The following is a 19,310-nucleotide window of genomic DNA, read 5'->3' on the forward strand; positions in this document are numbered from 1 at the left end:
ATAGGGAAATAGGGACACGAGTAAAGTACGTGTCCCTACGTCACTGAGGATTCTAGTATTAATGAGACTCAACCGGGTAGCGCTTAAGTTCCCCGGTTTTTTGTTTTATTTTGTACGAGCACACAAGGATTTTGAGTGGTCGATGCAGATGATGGTAAGAGTGCAACTGCATGAGGTACGGGACGCGGTTCGTAACGTACTAGAGATTCCCCTTGGTAAACCAAAGCAGCGCTTTGACCGGAATCAACCATGACAACATCTCGCAACCCTGCTTTCACAAGTGCAACTCCTAAAGAAACAGAGTCCACAGACTCTAGAGAAACGCCGATTGTGGGTTGTTTGTTTTGGTTAATGCCCCAAAAAGCTCTATGGCGGGGTATATCAAAACCATACAGACCATTAAAGGTACTTGCTTCTTGAGGCTGACCATCTTTGACCAACCACGCCGCTGCTACAAACGCATCAGTTACATCCGGCATTTCAGCCTTTATCCCCTCTAAAGTATTGTGCTTTGTTGAATCAAAGGGAATAAAACGCACTGAGTGCGGACTAATTAGGACTAAAGGTCGTCCGCCGATTTTTTGAATATCCCAAGCACTGCCAGGAACGAATTGTCTTGTACTCTGGCTGTAGACGGGTCCAATCATAACATTGGAGTTTAGGAATTTTAAAGAAAAGAAACCGCCATCTATAGCAGCAACAGCATTAGTACCACTCTTATTTAAAATTTCTGCAACTTGATAGCGGCTGTCCGCGTGAATGGTGATTGGTTTACCACCAGAAACCAAGACTAGGGGAATTTTGTCGATATTGACGTCATTTTTTTGTATGGGGCTGCTAAAGTCAAAGCCGATTTTCCAGCTTGGTAATTTGGGACCACCCCAAGCTTCAGTTATCACTTCTTTGATTCTAGATTGACCAAAGCGGGAAACTGCCAACAAACTCTCTGATGCACCAGCATATTTTTCGTCTGTATTACTCATTGTCAGTGCCAGCTGATATCCTGCTTCATGCACCGCATTTGCAACTTGGGCATCATATTTTCCTTCAGGATAAGTAAAGTAACGAATGGGGATACCCAAATTAGATTCAAGAATAGCTTTGGATTCTACGACTTCTTTTTTAATTTCTTCTGAAGGTAGAGCTGTTAAATCGCGTGGATGGCTGACGCTATGGGAGGCAATCGTTACCAAAGGATCGGCTGCCATTTCCTTAAGCTGTTCCCAGCTGACATGAGTTCGACCGACGTTATTGCCGACTCCCTTAGTGTAAATTGAAAAGACAGCAGGATAGCCATACTTTTTGAGTAAAGGATACACGTATTCGTAATGTCCCCCGTAACCATCATCAAAGGTTAAGAGAACGGGTTTTTCCGGGAGAGGAACTCCTGTTTGGAGGTGAGTTGTTAACTGGTCTAGAGTAATGGGGGTCATACCATTCTCTTTTAATAGCTCAAAATGCGCTTCTAATTCTTCTGGAGTGACATCAAAAAAGACTTCTTTTTTAGGGAGTATATCGTGATACATTAAGATGGGGACTTTAGCTAGTTTTGCCCGCTCGTTGATGGTAATACCATCACTGCGATTGAGGAAGGCAAAGACATAGGGACCTAAAGACTCAATGAGAGATGTCAGCCCTATTTTAGGTTGGCTGACTACAGTAGACATAAGCGCAAAATTGCTAGCAGCAAGGGAAAATTGATTGTTAATTCTTATATCGGGCTGACTGCAACTTTCACCGATCTCAGTCGTATTTTGAGGTTCAATGACTTTTTTAACACGGCGGCGGGCGACTGCTGGTTCCGGAAAGAAGGTGGAAACAGCAAACAGTCCACAAATAAGGGTATAAAATAAACTCTGCGGCCTAAGATTAAGAAATAAGTGCTTCAAGATATAAGTATTTGTCTTTAGCTTCATAAGTTTAAGGAAAACAATTTTGCTTGCCGATCGGAGTTTGACTGCGATAACCCTTATATTACCGATGTGTTTCTTGAAGAAACACCTCCCCTACTCTAAAAGCGCATGATAACCGCACAAAGTACGGTTAGGTAGTAGGGTACGCTTTGCGATCGCAGCAACGCCTACACATTATGGCTTTTTTTTCTCAAAATACAACGTCAAATCTTTAAAAAAGATTAAGTATAAAATAAGCCTTGCTTAAGTGTTACAAAAAAGGATGAAGTATAGGGATTTTTTTATGCAGACGCACGTGGATAACCGCGTACCTTCATAAGGATGAGAACGGCTATATTAAATTGACTGGATGTCTCAGGCAATATGTTCCTTCGGTTTCCGTTAAGTTGGTTAAGCTGCTACAGATAACGCTATGTTCCCAAGGTCGCCTTACCTTGCCTCCCTGGCGTTAATTTTTAAATGCGATCGCCCCCTTAGCGTTGTTAGCAGTTGCTTGCACAACCAAAGGCGTTCTATAAGATAGGATTGTAGGATAATTCAGATACTCTTACTGTGTACTTAATCTATGAACACCGCATGAATGCTGACGATGAGATTAAACGCGATCGCATAGCTGTGTTTCAGCCAGAATTTTTAGAAGACTTAGAGTATTGGGTTGATAAAGACCGAAAAATGGCGCTTCGTATACCCAAAATAGTCAAGGAAGTTTTACGACAACCATTTGAAGGTATCGGTAAGCCCGAGCCGCTAAAATATGAGTATATGGGGTGTTGGTCGCGTCGTATCAATCAAGAACATCGACTTGTGTACTTAGTGAGTGAAGATCGAATTAATTTTCTCAAAGCTCGGTATCACTACGAATAAAAATACTTAAAAAGATAAGATCAAGAGCTTTGGAGTTAAATATTTATGTTAGCTAAAGTTTCATGGCAAGAATTTAATGGAAACATAGAAAATCTTTTCAGTCAAATTTTAGAAACAGGTGAAGCCGTAGTTATTAGCCAACCTGAGGGTAAAAATGTTGTCTTAATTTCTGAAGCAGAATTTAACAGTTTATTAGAAACTTTGTACTTACTTCGTTCACCTGCTAATTCTAGTCGTTTGCTGACTGCTCTAAAACGTGCAAAAGCGGGAACAATTGAGCCTCAAAATGTTAACGAACTATATAAGAAGTTAGGATTAAACGAAAATGATATAGGTAGTGATGTTGCTGCAGCTAGTTAGTTTTGTATTTACAGAGTAAAGACACGCCTGGGAATGGGGTGAAGTTGGTTTAGATCTCCGACTTCTTAAAGAAGCGGAGATCTAGCAGGGATTTAGCAAACCTAAAAATTAATAGATTAAACAAAAATGCGGTGCTGCAGGCTGGGCATTTGACGGCGCACTTGTTCAATTCGCGAAGGATTAATTTCGGCGATCGCCACTCCTGGTTTTTCCCCAGCATCCGCTAAAATAACTCCCCAAGGATCGATAATCATAGCGTGTCCGTGGGTTTGACGGCGAGCATAGTTAAGCCCTGTTTGTGCTGGAGCGATAACATAGCAGGTGTTTTCAATAGCACGGGCTTGTAAAAGAACTTGCCAATGATCTTTGCCTGTAAAGGCTGTAAAAGCAGCAGGTACAAACAAAACATCCCCATTTTTATAAGCTATGTGTCGGTAAAGTTCGGGAAAGCGGACATCATAGCAAACAGAAAGCCCAATGTTACCCAGTTCCTGTGAATAGTAAACTGGAGGAAGTTGCTCACCTGCCATGACTGTACTGGATTCTCGATAAGTATTGCCATCAGGAACGTTAACATCAAATAAATGGACTTTGTGGTAGCGAGCAAGTTCTTGACCGTTGGGAGCGATGAGTAGGGCAGTGTTGTAAACTTTTTTACCATCATCTACTGGAACTGGAAAGCCGCCACCTAATAGAGTCACTTGATAGCGTTGCGCCATCGTTTTGAGAAATGTTTCCGAGCCACGAGCGATCGCCGAGGCTTGAGCCATTTTTTCACTTTCCTCTCCCATAAAAGGAAAATTTTCTGGCAATCCAATTAATTCAGCACCTTGGCGCACGGCTAAATCGATTAATTCTTCAGCTTGTGCCAAGTTTTTTTCTAAGTTAGGCACGCTGGTCATTTGAATAGCGGCGGCTAAATAAGACTTCATAGATTTAGAACGAAATAGTAGATGTGTGTGAGAAAGGGTGAGGGGTTAGGAGTTAGAGACGACCACAACGGAGACAAGGGAGAAGAACTCACAGTTGATGCCCAATTATCCATTTGCAATGACCGCTTTTATGCATTCTTGATGCAGGATAGTACATGATAGCTGCTAGTTGAAGTTTTGTTTGACTTGAACAGTAGAATATCAAAATCTATCCTTATAGAGAAGTGCTTAGTCTAATTTAAGAGGAACTTACCAAATTTGCAGAAATTTTATTATTTACATATCTTAATATTCTTTGCATATAAGGAGTAATAATTACAATATTTTTACCGAACTTAACAAATAAAAGAGTAAAGGAATCCTATTGGATTCGTGATAGATACGTAGGTGAGCTTTAGCCCGCCACAATCAAGCTTTGGTGTGGTAGAGCAACTACCTACACTACTTAAAACTTTTCATCGGAGTCAATGTCAATAATTCCACATATAAAAAGCTGAATAATGATGACAAATTTATTGCGAATACTAGGGTAACCCGTGCCTTGTGACTGAGAACTTGTCCCTCCGGAGAGCAAATTTTTATTGTGTTATGTCTTAAATTTCTATCAACAATTGTGGATTAAAAAAAATATTTGGTTCATCTGGATAACCACGTGGATTACAAATAACGCGAGTTGAACCGATTGTGTAATGTAATTGGTTGTGAATATGACCGTGAATCCATAACACAGCATTAGATTCAGAGGCTAAATTATCAAGATTTGAAGCATATGCAGCGCTTAAAATATCCTCTCTGTCTTTTGAAGGAACAGATTGTTTGCTGGGAGCATGATGTGTAACAATGACAATTTTTCCAGATAAATTACACAAACTACTTTTTAACCAATTAACAGAATTTTTACAAATCCTTGCTGTATCTATAGACTTGAGTTTTGAATATTGAGGGCTTAATCTGATTTTTTGATAATCTGTCATCTTTTGAGTTGCTTCATAACCAGCTACACGTGGATCGCCGAATAACTCAAAATTAGTCCACAAAGTACAACCTAAGAATGTAACATCTCCAAAAGTAAAAATATCATTTTCTAAAATATGAACGTTTGTTTGTGATGCAAAATCTTTTAGTTTATCAATCAATTTTGGATACGCTGAACCATAATATTCATGATTACCTAATACATATATAACTGGTTTATTGGGAATGCTCTCTATTGCCCAACTCACTCCTTTTTCTCTTAAATGAATATCTCCTGCAAGGACAACCACATCAGCATCTACATCGGGAATATAAAAAGGTTGAAATTCGATATGTAAATCGCTAAGTATTTGAATTTTCATTAACAGTAGTAAAGAGTAGTTTTCCTTTGTTTCTGCTCAGATCTAGTTCTTTACCTGCCAGTATATAAACTTCTTCAGAACGCCTGTCTATCCTTACTAACTGAAGCGTGTAAATACATATTAGTTAGAGCGCTACATATTCTATAACATTCTTGTAACTGCTCTAACGTTGGTTGCATTACTACGCTTCCTGATAAATAATTTCTTGGAACTGAATCACATCTTTATGGGGATCGGAATGAGCGGCTTTGACTAAGATTTGTTCGCCTAATTTCACAGAACGTTTGAAAATCATTGGTAACTGCAAGCCCAATTCTTCTAACAGAATGAGTGCCAAACCACTGTCTTCCCTCAGCCACATTAAAACGACTGTTTCCCAAACTTTATCTGTATTGCGGCGCAGATATTCTAAAGCCCAGTATCTGTTTGTTTGCCGCTCGACCATTGTCACTTCTTGGGTGATGGTAGATACGGACAGCATAACTTCTTTAAGTTGTTCTGCTGAGAACGGGAGCACATCACCTCGCAGATGTGCTTTCAGTTGGAAGTGGGTGAGCAAGTCACTGTAACGGCGAATGGGAGAAGTCGCCTGAGTGTATGTATCTAAACCCAAACCCGCATGGCGTACAGGGGTAATGCTCATTTCACTCTTGGGCATACAGCGACGCATGGCACAAGCACGCACAAACCCGGCGGGAAGTTGTACGAGTTCTTGCTCTGGTGGTAACTCTGGCTGCGGTTGACCGCGAAAGGGTAAAGGTATGTTATGTTTTTGACCGTACTTAGCAGCAACTTCGCCGGCAAGAATCATCATTTCAGCAACTAATTGCCGGGATTGGGAATCTTCTAAGATATCTATGCTGATATCTTCTCCCTTAACTTTAATCATTGCCTCTGGCATATTAATGCTGATAGCTCCTTGGGCATACCGCCAAGCTTTACGCCGACTTGCCCATTGAGCGATCGCAGCGATTTCTGGTTCTGCCTCTACACCCAAATGTAGCATTTCATCTACGTCTTCATAGGTGAGGCGATAAGTTGGTTTAATCAGACTTGGATGAATGCTGTATTCTTCTACAGCTCCTGCTTCATTTAAAACAATTCCAAAGCTTAGGGCGCAACAAATTTTCCCTTGCACCAAACTCATAGGTCCTGTTGCCAAGACTTCTGGGAACATGGGTATCATGCCTGTGGGTAAATATACGGTGCTACCTCGCTTTCTAGCTTCTAAATCCAAATCATCTTCTGGTAACAGCCAGCGTGTTGGGTCGGCAATGTGTACCCACAGTCTTTCCCTGCCATCATGAAGTGATTCCCAACTCACACCATCATCTATCTCAGTGGTACTTTCGTCATCAATCGTATATACCTTCAAGTGCGTGAGATCCAGACGATTAATATCTCGATCTGGTAGATGTGAGTCTAATCGCTGTTGCGCCACTTCTATTACCTTGCTAGGGAATTGTATGGGTATCGACGAACGCCGTAGAAATAAGTTCTCGTGCTCACTCCACCAACCCAAGTCGATCAGGAGCTGAAAAGCTCCTTGGGGGGTTGCGGGGCGTCCCAGTAAGTTCATTGTTTCTTGGACTGGTTGGGGTGGTGGATAAGCGCGAGCAAGACTGTCATAACTTAAACCCACACGAACAATATCTGCGAGGAGCGAGGCATACTTTTCTAGGGCTTCTAACCTGTGGCGGTCGTGGCGCTGCCACTCCACTGCTTCTCCTTTGAGTGCCTCTTCTACTCGCGTCAAAAACTCTTGCTGTCCCTTAGCTTTGAGCGCTTCTACTTCAAGTTGGTGTTTGCGGTCTGCCACAGCCGAAGATGTTCGCGGCTCGTAAGCATCCCCTTTTTGCTTGAAGTAGATCTTGTCATCTGATAACAGGTAGTAAGCAGCGTAACGATGATGCGCTTCTGATTCTGAGAATAATAAATTCGCCATTTCTGCTGGAGTGGCTGTTTCCCCTGTTTCTGCGAGGAGTTCCCATGCGACTTCCAGGCTTGATGGATCTAAATAAGGCTTAATTTCTGCCAAAAATTCAGGAATTTGCGAAGGCTTGTAGGTTTGTCCGCTTACTGTATAGGTAATTTGCCGAGGTGCGAGACTGTGGGATTGACCACGTTCATCCACTACAAACCAACGAGCTTTCCCGTCTGGACGGTCTACTACACCCAAACGACGATCGCTACCTACTCTAAATTCAACCAGCGTCCCCTTCTCCACAAGCCTCGCAATATTTTAGATTTTAGATTTTGGAGCCACTGCGTTACGGAGATTCCCCCGAGTTCCGCAAGTGACGTGATTTCTGGATTGGATACCTACTGGTATCAAATCCTATTCTAAGTTTTAGATTTTGGATTGAATACCTATAATATCAAATTCCACTTTAGATTTTGGATTGAATACTTATGGTATCAAATTCCAACACAACATTAGTATTTTTGGCGTTTTGGGATAATCCACTCATCCACGCATCCAAAATTCACGCCTTTCCAATTTAGCCTTCAGCGTTAATAAACGGTAACAGAGCCAAAATCCGGGAGCGTTTGATCGCTAGTGTTAACTCTCGCTGTTGCTGTGCTGTAAGCCCTGTAATCCGACGGGGGAGTATCTTGCCTCGTTCGGTGATAAACTTACGCAACAAATCTACATCTTTGTAATCAATGGGTTCTCCTGGCTTGATTGGAGATAAACGACGACGGTAATAGCTCATCTCTACTTAATTTCCTTATGAACAGTGTGTTTGTTACAGTGAGTGCAGAACTTTTTCAGTTCTAGCCTGTTAGTTGTATTGCGACGGTTCTTGGTACTTGTATAACGCGATACCCCAGAAGTGCGCTTTTCTGGATTTGTACGACACTCAGTACATTCTAGTGTCACTACTATACGGGCACCTTTACTCTTAGCCATAAGCCTATCAAAAAATACAGCTTGTTGAGAATTAACACAAATATCTATTGTCTCATATTACGTCGCACTTTATCAACTATTTGCTTAACTTTTATATCAAGCGAATAGCCGCGACGCGAGGAAATCACCATAGTCTTGGCAAAACGGTCATGCAAAGTTTGGCGAAACTGCGTGTCGGAGAAAGCCGCACCGCAATCAATAGCTAAGGGAATCAATAGAAGTATAGCAGTGGGATTGCGTATGATGTTACTGAGAGTAATAGAAACCAACAGCGCACTCAAACAGACGATTCCTTCTCGCCGCAAAAATGTTTGTAAATCGGGAACGCGAGTGCTTTCCACTTCTAGCACCTTAATGTCAAAAGCATAGCGCCCCAAACTTTGTCCTTGATTGTTGTAAGGTACGACAACGCGTACAATTGCCCAACCTACAATAAAGACAAATATTTGAACAATGTGAACGCCGAGTTGAGAACCACCCAACAAAGAGCTGACTACCCAGACAATGAGAAAATCAACGCCCAACGCCATACCTCGCCGTCCAAACTCAACTTTGGGAAAGTGCTTGGGGGGAACTCGCTCGATAGACATACATTTAGGTGTGTGGGTTTAGCTTTCATCTCTATAGTAATCGGGATTTAAAGCTGATTTTTGAGAGTCCCAGGGCTCGTCAGTCAATTCCCCAGACTTAGGGTTGTTAGGTTTTAACGGTAACGTGACTGTAAACGTTGTTCCAACTCCTACGTCGCTTTCTAGCTGAATCAAACCTTGATGTAACTCCACACATTTTTTCACAATTGAAAGTCCCAATCCCGTCCCTTGAATTCGACCAACATTACTAGCTCGATGGAAAGTTTCAAACAATCGTTGTTGGTCTTTTAATGGAATCCCAATTCCTGAATCTTGGATTCGGAAATTAACCCGATCGTCTTGATAAGCCAAGTCAAATTGAATAGCTCCTCCTTTAGGAGAATATTTAATAGCGTTGGACAGTAAATTCGTTAGAATATGACGCAGTAAATTTTCGTCCATTTCTACTGAAGTCTGTTCTCCTTGTATGCTAAAATTAATCTGGTAATTTTCTCCCGCACTCTGTTGTAAAGTTTGCACAAGTTCGTTACAGAAACTATCTAAATCTAGTGCGCTAGGTTGATACTCTAATTTTCCGGCATCACTTCTGCCAAGTAACAAAACTTCGTCTAAGAGTTGCAACATTTGGCGAAGAGCACTTTGAATTTGCCCAAAGTATTTCCCTTTTTGCTGCTCGCTCAATTCCTTGTTATAGGTTTCTAAAATTTCGACTGCAGTCCGAATCACAGTCATGGGATTGCGAAATTCATGAGAAACCATTGACACAAATTTAGATTTTAGATCGTTAAGATCCCGTTCTACTTCCCAAGCGTTCCTAATTTCTGCTTCAGCACGTTTGCGATCGCTAATATCGCGACCTTCAACAATCAACAAGACAACTTTTCCCGTGTTGTCTTTCAACGGTTTGAGGGAGAAGTCTATCCATATTTCCGTATCGTCTTGTCCGCAAACTTGCTGTTCTTCACGAACAAACTCTCCACTGGCTGCTTTAGCAACTGCAGTTTTTAACCACTCGCTTGTTTCACAGTAATTCCACCGAGGAAGTTCCCAAAAAGGCTTCCCCACACAAGCGTCCGTCTCAACACCACAGATGTCAAGAGTTGTTTTGTTAATTTCCAAGACAATACCTTCAGGAGAAAGCAATCCCATGAGCTGGAATGTTTGTTCAAAAATCCCTCGAAAGCGACGCTCGCTTTCCTCCATTTTTTTGAGAACTTGTCCCCGCTCAATAGCATAACGGATAGCACGCCCTAAAAGTTGGGGAGTAATTTGTCCCTTAACGAGGTAATCCTGCGCTCTTTTTGCCACAGCTTGTAAGGCAATTTCTTCATCATCAAAACCAGTCAGCACCACAATCGGAATATTTGGCTCCGCTGCATGAAATTCGGCAACAGTATTCAAACCCTCAGAATCAGGGAGCGAGAGGTCTAACAAAGCTATATCAAAGCCATTGTCACTACAAGCATCAATGGCATCAACCAATCGTTCAAAGTGGCTTACCTGCCATTTTTCACCGCCCAAACGTGATAGGGTTTGCTGCAAAAGTTTGGCATCGCTGGGGCTATCTTCTACTAGGAGAATGCTAATTGAAGTGTTGTTCATAAGAATAAGCTTATTTAGGTGGTAACTTAACTGCTGCTAGCCAAAAATCATTGATCAAATGCACGATTTGTAGGAACTGGTGAATGTCAACAGGTTTAGTAATATAGCAGTTGGCGTTTAAGTCATAAGATTTAAGTACATCTTGTTCATCTGCACTCGTTGTCAAAACCACAACAGGGATACGTTTGAGATCGGGATCGGCTTTGATTTCTGCGAGGACTTCCCGCCCATCCAATCCCGGAAGATTAAGGTCGAGTAAAATCAGATCTGGACGTGTAGCTGTGATATACTCACCTTGATGTCGCAAGAACTCAATTGCTGCTTCACCATCTTCTACCCAATGTAAGTTATTGGCGATACTAGCTTTACCCAAGCTTTTGATAGTGAGATTGGCATCACTATATGAGTCCTCTACGAGCAAAATCTCAACGGGTCGCAAGTTTTGGTTGTCACTCATAAGTACTTAATTATTTATAAATATTAACGATTCATATTTTCAAATTACTGTGGGTCTGATAGAGGAATCGTAAAGTAAAACTTTGTTCCCACTCCCATCTCAGATTCTACCCAAATGTTTCCTCCATGATGTTCTATTATTTTTTTACAAATAGCTAAACCAATACCGGTACCGGGAAACTTTTTTTGAGTATGGAGTCGTTTGAAAATTTCAAAAATTCGCTCTAAATACCTTTGTTTTATCCCAATTCCATTATCACTTACACAAAATAACCATTCGTTATTTTTTGTGAATTCTGCTGTTACGCGAACTTGTGGTGTTTCCGTGCCCCGAAATTTAATAGCATTGTCAATTAGATTTTGAAATAATTGAATGAGTAAAGTTGGTTCGGCAGTCACAGTTGGTAAATTTTCATAAATGACGATCGCTTGACTTTCAGTAATAGAAGGTTGTATGTGTCTGACCACTTGCCGCAGTATAGCATTGCAGTCACTAGGGGCGAAGGATCTAGTAACCGATCCAACGCGGTAGTAAACCAGCAAATCGCGAACCAAATGCTGCATTCTTGTCGATCCTTCCACAATATAACCCATATATTCTTGAATAGACGAGTTGAGATAGTCTTGGTATTCTTGTGCTAAAAGTTGGGTATAACCAGTAATTGCACGTAATGGTTCTTGGAGATCGTGTGCAGCAACAAAGGCAAATCTCTCTAGTTCCTGATTGGAACGTTTTAAATGTTCCATGGTTTGTTCTAATTTGTTTTCGGCTTCTTTGCGTTCGGCTATTTCCGCAGTCAGTTCTTTTGTCCGTTCTTGAACCCGAATTTCTAACTCTTCTTTAGCGTTTTTCAGGTCTTGCTCTACCTGCTTTTGCTGTGTAATGTTTTGTGTCATCGCCATTCCAGCCACGACTTCCCCCATGTCGTTTTTGACGGGAAGGGTGTATAACTTATAAACGCGATCGCGATAATCAACTTCTGAAACATTTGTCTCGCCCGCTAGAGCTGCTTGGTAAAATGGTGCGAGCCCAGCAGAAGTTTCTGGTGGAAAGACTTCCCAAAGAGTCTGACCTTCTAATAGCTCTTTACTCAAACCAATTTCCAGTAAATCAGCACCTTCAACTAAGGTAAAGCGTAAATCTCGGTCAAACAACAAAACCGCACCATTGGGAAAATTGCTCGCCAGAGTGCGGTAAAGTTCCTCGCTACCTCGGAGTGTTTTTTCTGCCTTTTTGCGTTCGGTAATATCCGTACAAGCACCTATCCACTCTCGAACGCTGCCATCGGAGTTCAAAACAGGAATTCCCCGTGTTATATAATCTCGATAATTGCCATTTTTTGTTCGCAATCGAAATTCAGCAACATACAAACTTTTACTTGCTACAGCATTCATCCAAATTTGTTGCAATTGTGCTTTGTCATCACTATGAATGGCGTTCAACCATCCTTGTCCCTTTACCTCTTCTGGAGTTTGCCCTGTAACTTGCTGCCAACCTGAATTTGTGGTAATGGCATCACCTTCAGAATTAGCAATCCAAGTCATTTGAGCAGTGGCGGTGACGAGGGAACGGTAGCGCTGTTCGCTTTGATGAAGTGTTTCTAACCCGCGTTGGCGATCTAAAATTTCTCGTTGCAGTTGCTCTAGAGTCTGCGTTAACTCTTTTGTACGTTCTTCCACTTGTCCTTCTAATTCAAGCATAGCCTTTTGTAGCGCTTCTTCAGCTAGCTTGCGATCGCTAATATTGTTATTAATTTCAAGAATAGCTACGGGTTGATAGTTTTCATTTCTTTGTAATGTCCAGCGACTGGCTACTGTTATTTGCTTGCCATCTCGTTGTGTGTGTGTTACATTACCTTCCCAATACCCTTTTTGCCAAAACTCCTTTCTAATTTCCTCAAGTGGATTGGGGAAAACGGTCTTTAAAAGTATATGAACGTACTTTCCCAAAACTTCTTGTTTTTTCCACCCATACAGTCGTTCCGCTCCTTGGTTCCAATAAGTGATTCGTTCGTCCAAGCTGCGAACCATAATTGTATCATTGGCACAATCCAACATTTGGGCGAGTTTTCGGCTCTCTAACTCTACTAGTTTCCGTTCCTCTAACACGGCTTGCCAGGTGCGAATTTGCCCCCTCAGTAGAAAAAATAATCCAAACAGAAGACCCAAAACCAGCAAGTCTTCAATAATCGCAACATTAGAGGAGTAACTGACTCCGCTCAAGAGTTGCAATACCAAGGTGAACCCACCTGTAAAAATTCTTTCAGACACTCCTTCCATCTTGAATTACCACATATAAGCTAAAACTTTATAACCTGCGAATCGGTTACCAGTTTATCTTGACAACCTCTCAATGAATCCTGTTGCCTTCTCAATTAAAATCGAAGTTACAGAATCAGAGGCGATCCCATGCTTTCAGTAAGTGATGCAGAAGCTACTATTCTACAGTTGGTACAACCTTTAGATAGCCGAAGACATACAGAAGTTACAGATTTATTAGCGGCAAATGGTCGCATTCTGGCATCTCCAGTCACGAGTCACCTAGATTTCCCTCATTGGGATAACTCAGCCATGGATGGCTATGCAGTCAGATACGAAGATGTGCGGGATTGTAGCGAGGAAAAACCAGTTGTTTTAGAGATTATTGAAGAAATTCCTGCCGGGGTTCAGCCCAAGTCTATCATTCAATCGGGGAAAGCCGCACGAATTTTGACTGGTGCTGTTATGCCTGATGGGGCGGATACAGTTGTGATGCAGGAACGAACTCGCCGCGAAGAAAACCAAGTTTTTATTCTAACAACCCCAAAACCGAAAGAATTTGTTAGGCAGCAAGCATCCTATTATAAAGCTGGATCGCAATTACTACCTGTAGGGATTGTGTTAAATGCTCAAGAACTAGCTGTATTGGCTGCTGTTCAATGTACGAAACTAAATGTTTTCCGACGTATTCGTGTAGCAATTCTGTCTACGGGAGATGAACTTGTAACACCCGAAACACCATTGCAAGCGGGTCAGATTGTAGATTCAAATCAATACACTATAGCAGCCTTAGTTCAACAGACGGGCGCTCAACCAATTATGTTAGGCATTGTCAGAGACGATCCAGCAGCCCTTGAGGAAGCGATCGCCCGCGCTCTGACTCAAGCCGATATCATTATCTCTTCTGGAGGTGTCTCAGTAGGAGACCACGACTATGTGGAACAAATACTAGAGTCTTTAGGGGGAAAAATACACGTTCGTTCTGTTGCCATGAAACCCGGTAAACCCCTGACTGTCGCCACTTTCCCGCCCTCTTCCCCCCTCTCCTCATCTCCCCTATACTTTGGGTTACCGGGGAATCCAGCCGCCGTCTTAGTGACGTTTTGGCGATTTGTGCAACCCGCTATCAAAAAGCTTTCCGGGTTAGCTGAAGGTTGGGAACCAAAGTTTATTAAAGCGCGTGCATCTCAAGAATTACGTTCCGATGGCAAACGTGAAACTTACGTTTGGGGTCAAATGCGTTTGAGGGATGGAATTTACTCCTTTTATCCAGCAAGCGGCGTCCAAAATTCTGGGAATCTGATTAATTTAGCTCAGACAAATAGTCTAGCTGTTTTGCTAGTGGGACAAACACTTGTTGCTGCTGGTGAAGAGATTCAAGTTTTGATTCAGTAAACTACCCATACTGAACCATTTGGGTAGGTGTGAGCCTCCTTGCACAATAGTGAAATTCTCACCAAAGTAAAGTGTTACATGGCTTCCCTTACCACGTTTTTTCTCAACGTATGCTTTGATACCACGCTCTCTAGCTAACTTTTTCACCTTTTTGATGAACTCACTCCCTTTCATAATGACAGTATCGGACAAAATTGTCCGATATTCAACTTGAACGATAAAGTGCCGGGAGCCCTTAGGTAAGAAGATAGCAGGCTTACCTAGCGTTCCTCCATGTTTGATGGCGCACTTGTTTTGCTTGCGACAGGGGAGATGCCATTTGTAAAACCTTTTCTAACAACCAAGGGGCGAGACGATCGCACAATACAGCAATATGACTTTGCCAGCCTACCAAGATTTCAGGTGAATCTCTTTGCAGACCTCTAACAAGTGCTTGAGCCACCTGTTGGGGAGTCATAGGTATCACCCAGCGAAACCACTCTAAATCCCTCACCATATCAGTGTCGGTTAAAGACGGCAATAAAGCAGCAACCCGAATATTGTATGGTGCTAGCTCACCTCGCAAAGCCTGCGTGAAGCCTAGAATCGCAAATTTTGTAGCAGAATAGGTTGCCATTGTTGGTGCAGCAACTTTACCCATCAAACTAGAAACATTAACAATAGTTCCCGAACGCTGTACTGCCATGCGTCGCGCTACCAGACGAGTCATAGTATACATCCCAATAAGATTCACAGATATTTCTGCTTGCACTTTAGACAATTGAGAGTTGAGGAAAGGGGTTTGATGAGCGACTCCAGCACAATTGACAAGTACGTCAATAGGACCGTAATTCCGCCAAGCTTGAGCGATCGCAATATTCACTTCCACAACTTGAGATAAATCTAAAGCCATGGTGTGTGCTTTTACACCAAGCATTTCTATTTCAGAAGCCACTTCAGCCAATCGAGTCGCATCTCTAGCAACCACAAGCAGGCATTTGACTCCTTGCTTTGCAAATTCAATAGCGATCGCTCGCCCAATACCTCGTGAGGCTCCAGTAATCAGAACTGTTTTCCCTTGAATATTCATAGTTAAAACCTACAAAGTTAAAATCTCACTCTCGTTAGTGCTTGCTTTGCAAATTAAAAATTTCTCAAACAATGCACTTGTTGTAGAGAGAGATAGACAATACTTGCAATCTGGATATACAGCAAATTTCCATTTGATGAAGTACGGAAAGACCCCACTCGCCCGCATTAAGTGCCCTCCCCTTGCTAAGGTTCGGGTTGGTCTGGGTGTACTCCATTGAGGTGCGAAGCGCTGTAAGTTGTTGTACAAAACCGCTAACAGCAAGACACTTAGGAGAAATCTTGCGAGTCTTAACGCATTCTTAAGACTTTAGATACTTATCCAGTTAGACAGTATCGAAATTTGAGTTGGAGAGGCAATATGTCAGGATTGAGCTAGGAATTTTTAACTTGCACAATCTCACTCACCCTAACTATCCGTAAAGTGGGTGTCCTCGCCCGCTCTCTCGGGAATGAACGAGCGACTCCGCCCGTTCCATAAGACAATGACCATGAATAACACCTCTGCTAAATACGAGTATTTATCAGACCCAACTACATAGGGATAAGGTAACAAAGGGATTAATTATCAGCAACATTTCTTAATGAAAATCCCTGACTGTTACAGAATTTCATAAAGTTCTCACAATTAACCAAAGAGCAAGAACGATCTATTCTGGGTTGTAGCAACCTCTAAATAAAGAATAGCTAAACCGTGAAAAAACTTATTAATAAACCTGAAGATTTTGTCCGTGAAAGTTTAGAAGGAATGGCGATCGCCTATCCCGATCTCATCAAAGTTGAGTGTGACCCTACTTTTGTCTACAGAGTAGATGCACCCATACCGGGGAAAGTCGCCATTATTTCTGGTGGAGGTAGCGGTCACGAACCGATGCACGCAGGGTTTGTAGGTATGGGAATGTTAGATGCTGCTTGTCCTGGAGAGGTTTTTACTTCTCCTACCCCCGACCAAATGCTAGCAGCAGCTAAGAAAGTCGATGGAGGAGCGGGTATCCTTTACATCGTGAAGAACTACAGTGGAGATGTCATGAACTTTGAAATGGCAACGGAGTTAGCCCGGAGTGAGGGTATCCGAGTGCTAAATATTCTTATAGATGATGATGTAGCAGTTAAAGATAGCTTATACACACAGGGACGCCGAGGTGTAGGGACAACTGTATTGGCAGAAAAAATTGGTGGTGCAGCGGCACAACAAGGATACGATTTGCAACAAGTTGTCGATTTGTGTCGCCAAGTCAATTTAAATGGTCGTAGTATGGGGATCGCACTCAGTTCTTGCACCGTTCCTGCTAAAGGGACACCCACTTTTGAACTGGGCGATCGCGAAATAGAAATGGGTATTGGTATCCACGGCGAACCGGGAAGAGAGCGCAGAGCTTTTGCATCCGTAGATGAGATAACAGAAATGCTCGCTATCTCTATTATTGAGGATACGCCTTACAGCCGTACAGTGCGGGAATGGGATGAAGAGAAAGGTGAATGGGCAGATGTAGAACTCATCGACCCCGTTTTTCAGCATGGGGATCGCGTTCTAGCTTTTGTCAATGGTATGGGTGGGACTCCCCTCAGCGAACTGTATCTTGTTTATCGCAAACTTGCGGAAATCTGCAAAAAGAAGGGATTGCATATTGTACGCAACCTGATTGGATCTTATATAACTTCTTTAGAGATGCAAGGTTGCTCTATAAGTTTATTAAAAGTCAATGATGAAATGATTCGCTTGTGGGATGCACCTGTAAAAACACCAAGTTTGCAGTGGGGAGTTTGAGCTATGGTTACAAAACAGCAAATTTTAGAATGGTTGCAGCGCTTTACTGAGGAACTGGAGAAGAATAAGGATTATTTGACAGAATTAGATGCAGCAATTGGTGATGCGGACCACGGTATTAATATGGATCGCGGATTTAAATCCGCGATCGCTCAGTTACCAACTGTAGCAGATAAGGATATTGGCAGTCTTTTGAAAACCGTTAGCATGACCCTCATTTCGTCGGTTGGTGGTGCAAGCGGACCTCTATATGGCACTCTCTTTTTAAGAGCAAGTACAGCTGTTGCTGGCAAAGAGGAACTTAGCGATAGGGATCTGCTGGCAATTTTACAAGCGGGTTTAGATGGTGTTGTTCAAAGAGGTAAGGCGCAACTCGGAGACAAAACGATGGTGGATGTACTCTCTCCATCTGTCGCAGCTTTTCAACAAGCTATAGGTGAGGGTAAGAATTCTATCCAAGCAATGGAGGAAGCTGTCGCTGCAGGTAAACGGGGAATGCAGGACACAACTCCCATGCAGGCTAAAAAGGGACGGGCGAGTTATTTAGGAGAGCGGAGTATCGGACATCAAGATCCAGGAGCGACTTCATCTTACTTAATGTTAAAGAGTTTGTTAGAAGTACTGCAAAGTTCCGGTACATGAAGTAGATGCTAACAGCTATAACAGTGCAGAGCAGAAATTCCACCCCACTATGATAGAAAAACGAGACACAGATAATAATTTAACTGCCATTGCTGACCAATTCGCCTTGAAAGGTAAGGTGATGGGTATTCAAGTGCTTGGCAGTGGCAATATTAATGATACGTTTCTAGTAACTCTTGATTCTCCAGAGGAAAAGCACTTTGTCTTGCAAAGGATCAACACGCAGGTGTTCCGTCAACCAGAACTGATCGTGCAGAATATGCGTACTTTTACAGAGCACGTTCGCGATCGCTTGCAACGCAACCCCCTCAATCGTCGTTGGGAAGTGCCTCGATTACTGGTAACAAAAGATGCACGGGATTACTGGAGGGAAGCCAACGGGTCATTCTGGCGGGCTATTACCTTTATTGAAGGTACGCAGTCTTTTGATACCATGCAAAATTTGGAACAAGCCAAAGAAATCGGCTATGCCTTGGGTATGTTTCACAACCTCATCAGCGACTTACCCCCTGAAAAACTAGCTGATACCCTAGAAGGGTTTCACATTACCCCCCTTTATCTGCAACATTACCATCGAGTTTTGGCAACAACTCATACCCAGAAATCACCTGAAGTTCAATATTGCTTGCAGTTCGTTAGCGATCGCCAGCTTTGGGCAGAAGTCTTAGAAAAGGCTAAAGCAACGGGTGAGTTACCAATGCGTCTCATGCATGGCGATCCCAAAATCAATAACGTGTTATTTGATACAAAAACACAGCTAGCTGCCAGCACGATCGACTTGGATACCGTTAAACCCGGTCTCGTACATTATGACATTGGGGACTGTTTGCGCTCTGGGTGCAATCCATCTGGAGAAGAAACCGAGGAATGGGAAAGGGTTTATTTTGATACAGATTTATGTCAGGGAATTCTCCAGGGATATCTCTCTGTAGCTAAAGCGTTTCTCCTTGAGAAGGATTACGTCTATATGTACGACGCAATTCGTCTCATTTCCTTTGAATTAGGGTTAAGGTTTTTTGCTGACTATTTAGCAGGAAATATCTACTTTAAAGTCAAGCATCCAGAACACAACTTAACAAGAGCACTTGTCCAATTCAAACTGACTGAGAGTATTGAAGCTCAAGAAACAACTATTCGCAACATTATTAAGGATGTGAAATAAGCTGAAAAAACAGAGCTAGGATCGAGGTAAATAACTAAATTTTTACCT

The 19,310-nt window shown here is 42.3% G+C and carries 18 protein-coding genes; 6 read left to right on the forward strand and 12 right to left on the reverse strand.

Annotated elements, in window-relative coordinates:
• Positions 1-83 precede the first annotated feature (83 nt).
• A complete protein-coding gene (locus tag AB0756_RS07190; protein ID WP_038084932.1) occupies positions 84-1,916 on the reverse strand; it encodes a polysaccharide deacetylase family protein in 1,833 nt (610 codons plus the stop codon).
• A 549-nt stretch (positions 1,917-2,465) separates the two neighbouring features.
• Here AB0756_RS07190 and AB0756_RS07195 point away from each other — a divergent pair.
• Positions 2,466-2,777 carry a Txe/YoeB family addiction module toxin gene (locus AB0756_RS07195; RefSeq protein WP_336604286.1) on the forward strand — a complete coding sequence of 104 codons (312 nt, stop codon included), beginning with the start codon at positions 2,466-2,468 and terminating at the stop codon, positions 2,775-2,777.
• 45 nt (positions 2,778-2,822) lie between these two features.
• Positions 2,823-3,137, forward strand: a complete 315-nt coding sequence (locus AB0756_RS07200; RefSeq protein WP_038084937.1) for a type II toxin-antitoxin system Phd/YefM family antitoxin — start codon at positions 2,823-2,825, stop codon at positions 3,135-3,137.
• A gap of 116 nt (positions 3,138-3,253) precedes the next feature.
• Here the strand turns inward: AB0756_RS07200 and AB0756_RS07205 are convergent, their stop codons facing one another.
• From AB0756_RS07205 to AB0756_RS07250, 10 genes are all read right to left on the reverse strand, one after another.
• Positions 3,254-4,069, reverse strand: coding sequence for a carbon-nitrogen hydrolase family protein (locus AB0756_RS07205; protein WP_038084938.1), 816 nt, complete (start codon positions 4,067-4,069; stop codon positions 3,254-3,256).
• A 593-nt stretch (positions 4,070-4,662) separates the two neighbouring features.
• Positions 4,663-5,406 (reverse strand): metallophosphoesterase, encoded by a 744-nt coding sequence (locus AB0756_RS07210; protein ID WP_038084940.1) that lies wholly within the window; start codon positions 5,404-5,406, stop codon positions 4,663-4,665.
• Positions 5,407-5,480: 74 nt separating this feature from the next.
• Positions 5,481-5,585, reverse strand: a complete 105-nt coding sequence (locus tag AB0756_RS07215; protein ID WP_408019783.1) for a DUF6888 family protein — start codon at positions 5,583-5,585, stop codon at positions 5,481-5,483.
• A 2-nt stretch (positions 5,586-5,587) separates the two neighbouring features.
• The gene (locus tag AB0756_RS07220) at positions 5,588-7,633 is read right to left on the reverse strand and encodes a ribonuclease catalytic domain-containing protein (protein WP_050046378.1); all 2,046 of its coding nucleotides are present in this window, start codon (positions 7,631-7,633) and stop codon (positions 5,588-5,590) included.
• A 274-nt stretch (positions 7,634-7,907) separates the two neighbouring features.
• Positions 7,908-8,123, reverse strand: a complete 216-nt coding sequence (gene rpsR / locus AB0756_RS07225) for a 30S ribosomal protein S18 (RefSeq protein WP_038088818.1) — start codon at positions 8,121-8,123, stop codon at positions 7,908-7,910.
• Between the two features lie 2 nt (positions 8,124-8,125).
• Positions 8,126-8,320: a 50S ribosomal protein L33 gene (gene rpmG / locus AB0756_RS07230; RefSeq protein WP_072040800.1), complete on the reverse strand. Its 195-nt coding sequence runs from the start codon at positions 8,318-8,320 to the stop codon at positions 8,126-8,128.
• Positions 8,321-8,364: 44 nt separating this feature from the next.
• Positions 8,365-8,910 (reverse strand): RDD family protein, encoded by a 546-nt coding sequence (locus tag AB0756_RS07235; RefSeq protein ID WP_038088820.1) that lies wholly within the window; start codon positions 8,908-8,910, stop codon positions 8,365-8,367.
• An 18-nt stretch (positions 8,911-8,928) separates the two neighbouring features.
• Complete coding sequence (locus AB0756_RS07240) at positions 8,929-10,512, reverse strand: hybrid sensor histidine kinase/response regulator (protein WP_038088822.1); 1,584 nt, start codon at positions 10,510-10,512, stop codon at positions 8,929-8,931.
• A gap of 10 nt (positions 10,513-10,522) precedes the next feature.
• Positions 10,523-10,969: a response regulator gene (locus AB0756_RS07245; protein WP_038088823.1), complete on the reverse strand. Its 447-nt coding sequence runs from the start codon at positions 10,967-10,969 to the stop codon at positions 10,523-10,525.
• A 44-nt stretch (positions 10,970-11,013) separates the two neighbouring features.
• Complete coding sequence (locus AB0756_RS07250) at positions 11,014-13,248, reverse strand: PAS domain-containing sensor histidine kinase (protein ID WP_050046379.1); 2,235 nt, start codon at positions 13,246-13,248, stop codon at positions 11,014-11,016.
• A 129-nt stretch (positions 13,249-13,377) separates the two neighbouring features.
• Between AB0756_RS07250 and AB0756_RS07255 the strand changes: the two genes are divergently transcribed.
• On the forward strand, positions 13,378-14,622 hold the full coding sequence (locus AB0756_RS07255) for a molybdopterin molybdotransferase MoeA (protein WP_038088826.1): 1,245 nt from the start codon (positions 13,378-13,380) through the stop codon (positions 14,620-14,622).
• Positions 14,623-14,878: 256 nt separating this feature from the next.
• Here the strand turns inward: AB0756_RS07255 and AB0756_RS07260 are convergent, their stop codons facing one another.
• A complete protein-coding gene (locus AB0756_RS07260; protein ID WP_038088828.1) occupies positions 14,879-15,691 on the reverse strand; it encodes an SDR family NAD(P)-dependent oxidoreductase in 813 nt (270 codons plus the stop codon).
• Positions 15,692-16,384: 693 nt separating this feature from the next.
• Here AB0756_RS07260 and dhaK point away from each other — a divergent pair.
• From dhaK to AB0756_RS07275, 3 genes are read left to right on the forward strand one after another with little or no spacing between them, the layout of a single operon-like run.
• The gene (gene dhaK / locus AB0756_RS07265; protein ID WP_038088829.1) at positions 16,385-17,458 is read left to right on the forward strand and encodes a dihydroxyacetone kinase subunit DhaK; all 1,074 of its coding nucleotides are present in this window, start codon (positions 16,385-16,387) and stop codon (positions 17,456-17,458) included.
• Positions 17,459-17,461: 3 nt separating this feature from the next.
• Positions 17,462-18,100 carry a dihydroxyacetone kinase subunit DhaL gene (dhaL, locus tag AB0756_RS07270; protein ID WP_038088830.1) on the forward strand — a complete coding sequence of 213 codons (639 nt, stop codon included), beginning with the start codon at positions 17,462-17,464 and terminating at the stop codon, positions 18,098-18,100.
• 49 nt (positions 18,101-18,149) lie between these two features.
• Positions 18,150-19,262, forward strand: coding sequence for a phosphotransferase enzyme family protein (locus tag AB0756_RS07275; RefSeq protein WP_038088833.1), 1,113 nt, complete (start codon positions 18,150-18,152; stop codon positions 19,260-19,262).
• Positions 19,263-19,310: the final 48 nt, after the last annotated feature.

It is taken from the genome of Tolypothrix campylonemoides VB511288_2 (assembly GCF_045999855.1).
Lineage (GTDB): Bacteria > Cyanobacteriota > Cyanobacteriia > Cyanobacteriales > Nostocaceae > Scytonema > Scytonema bouteillei_A.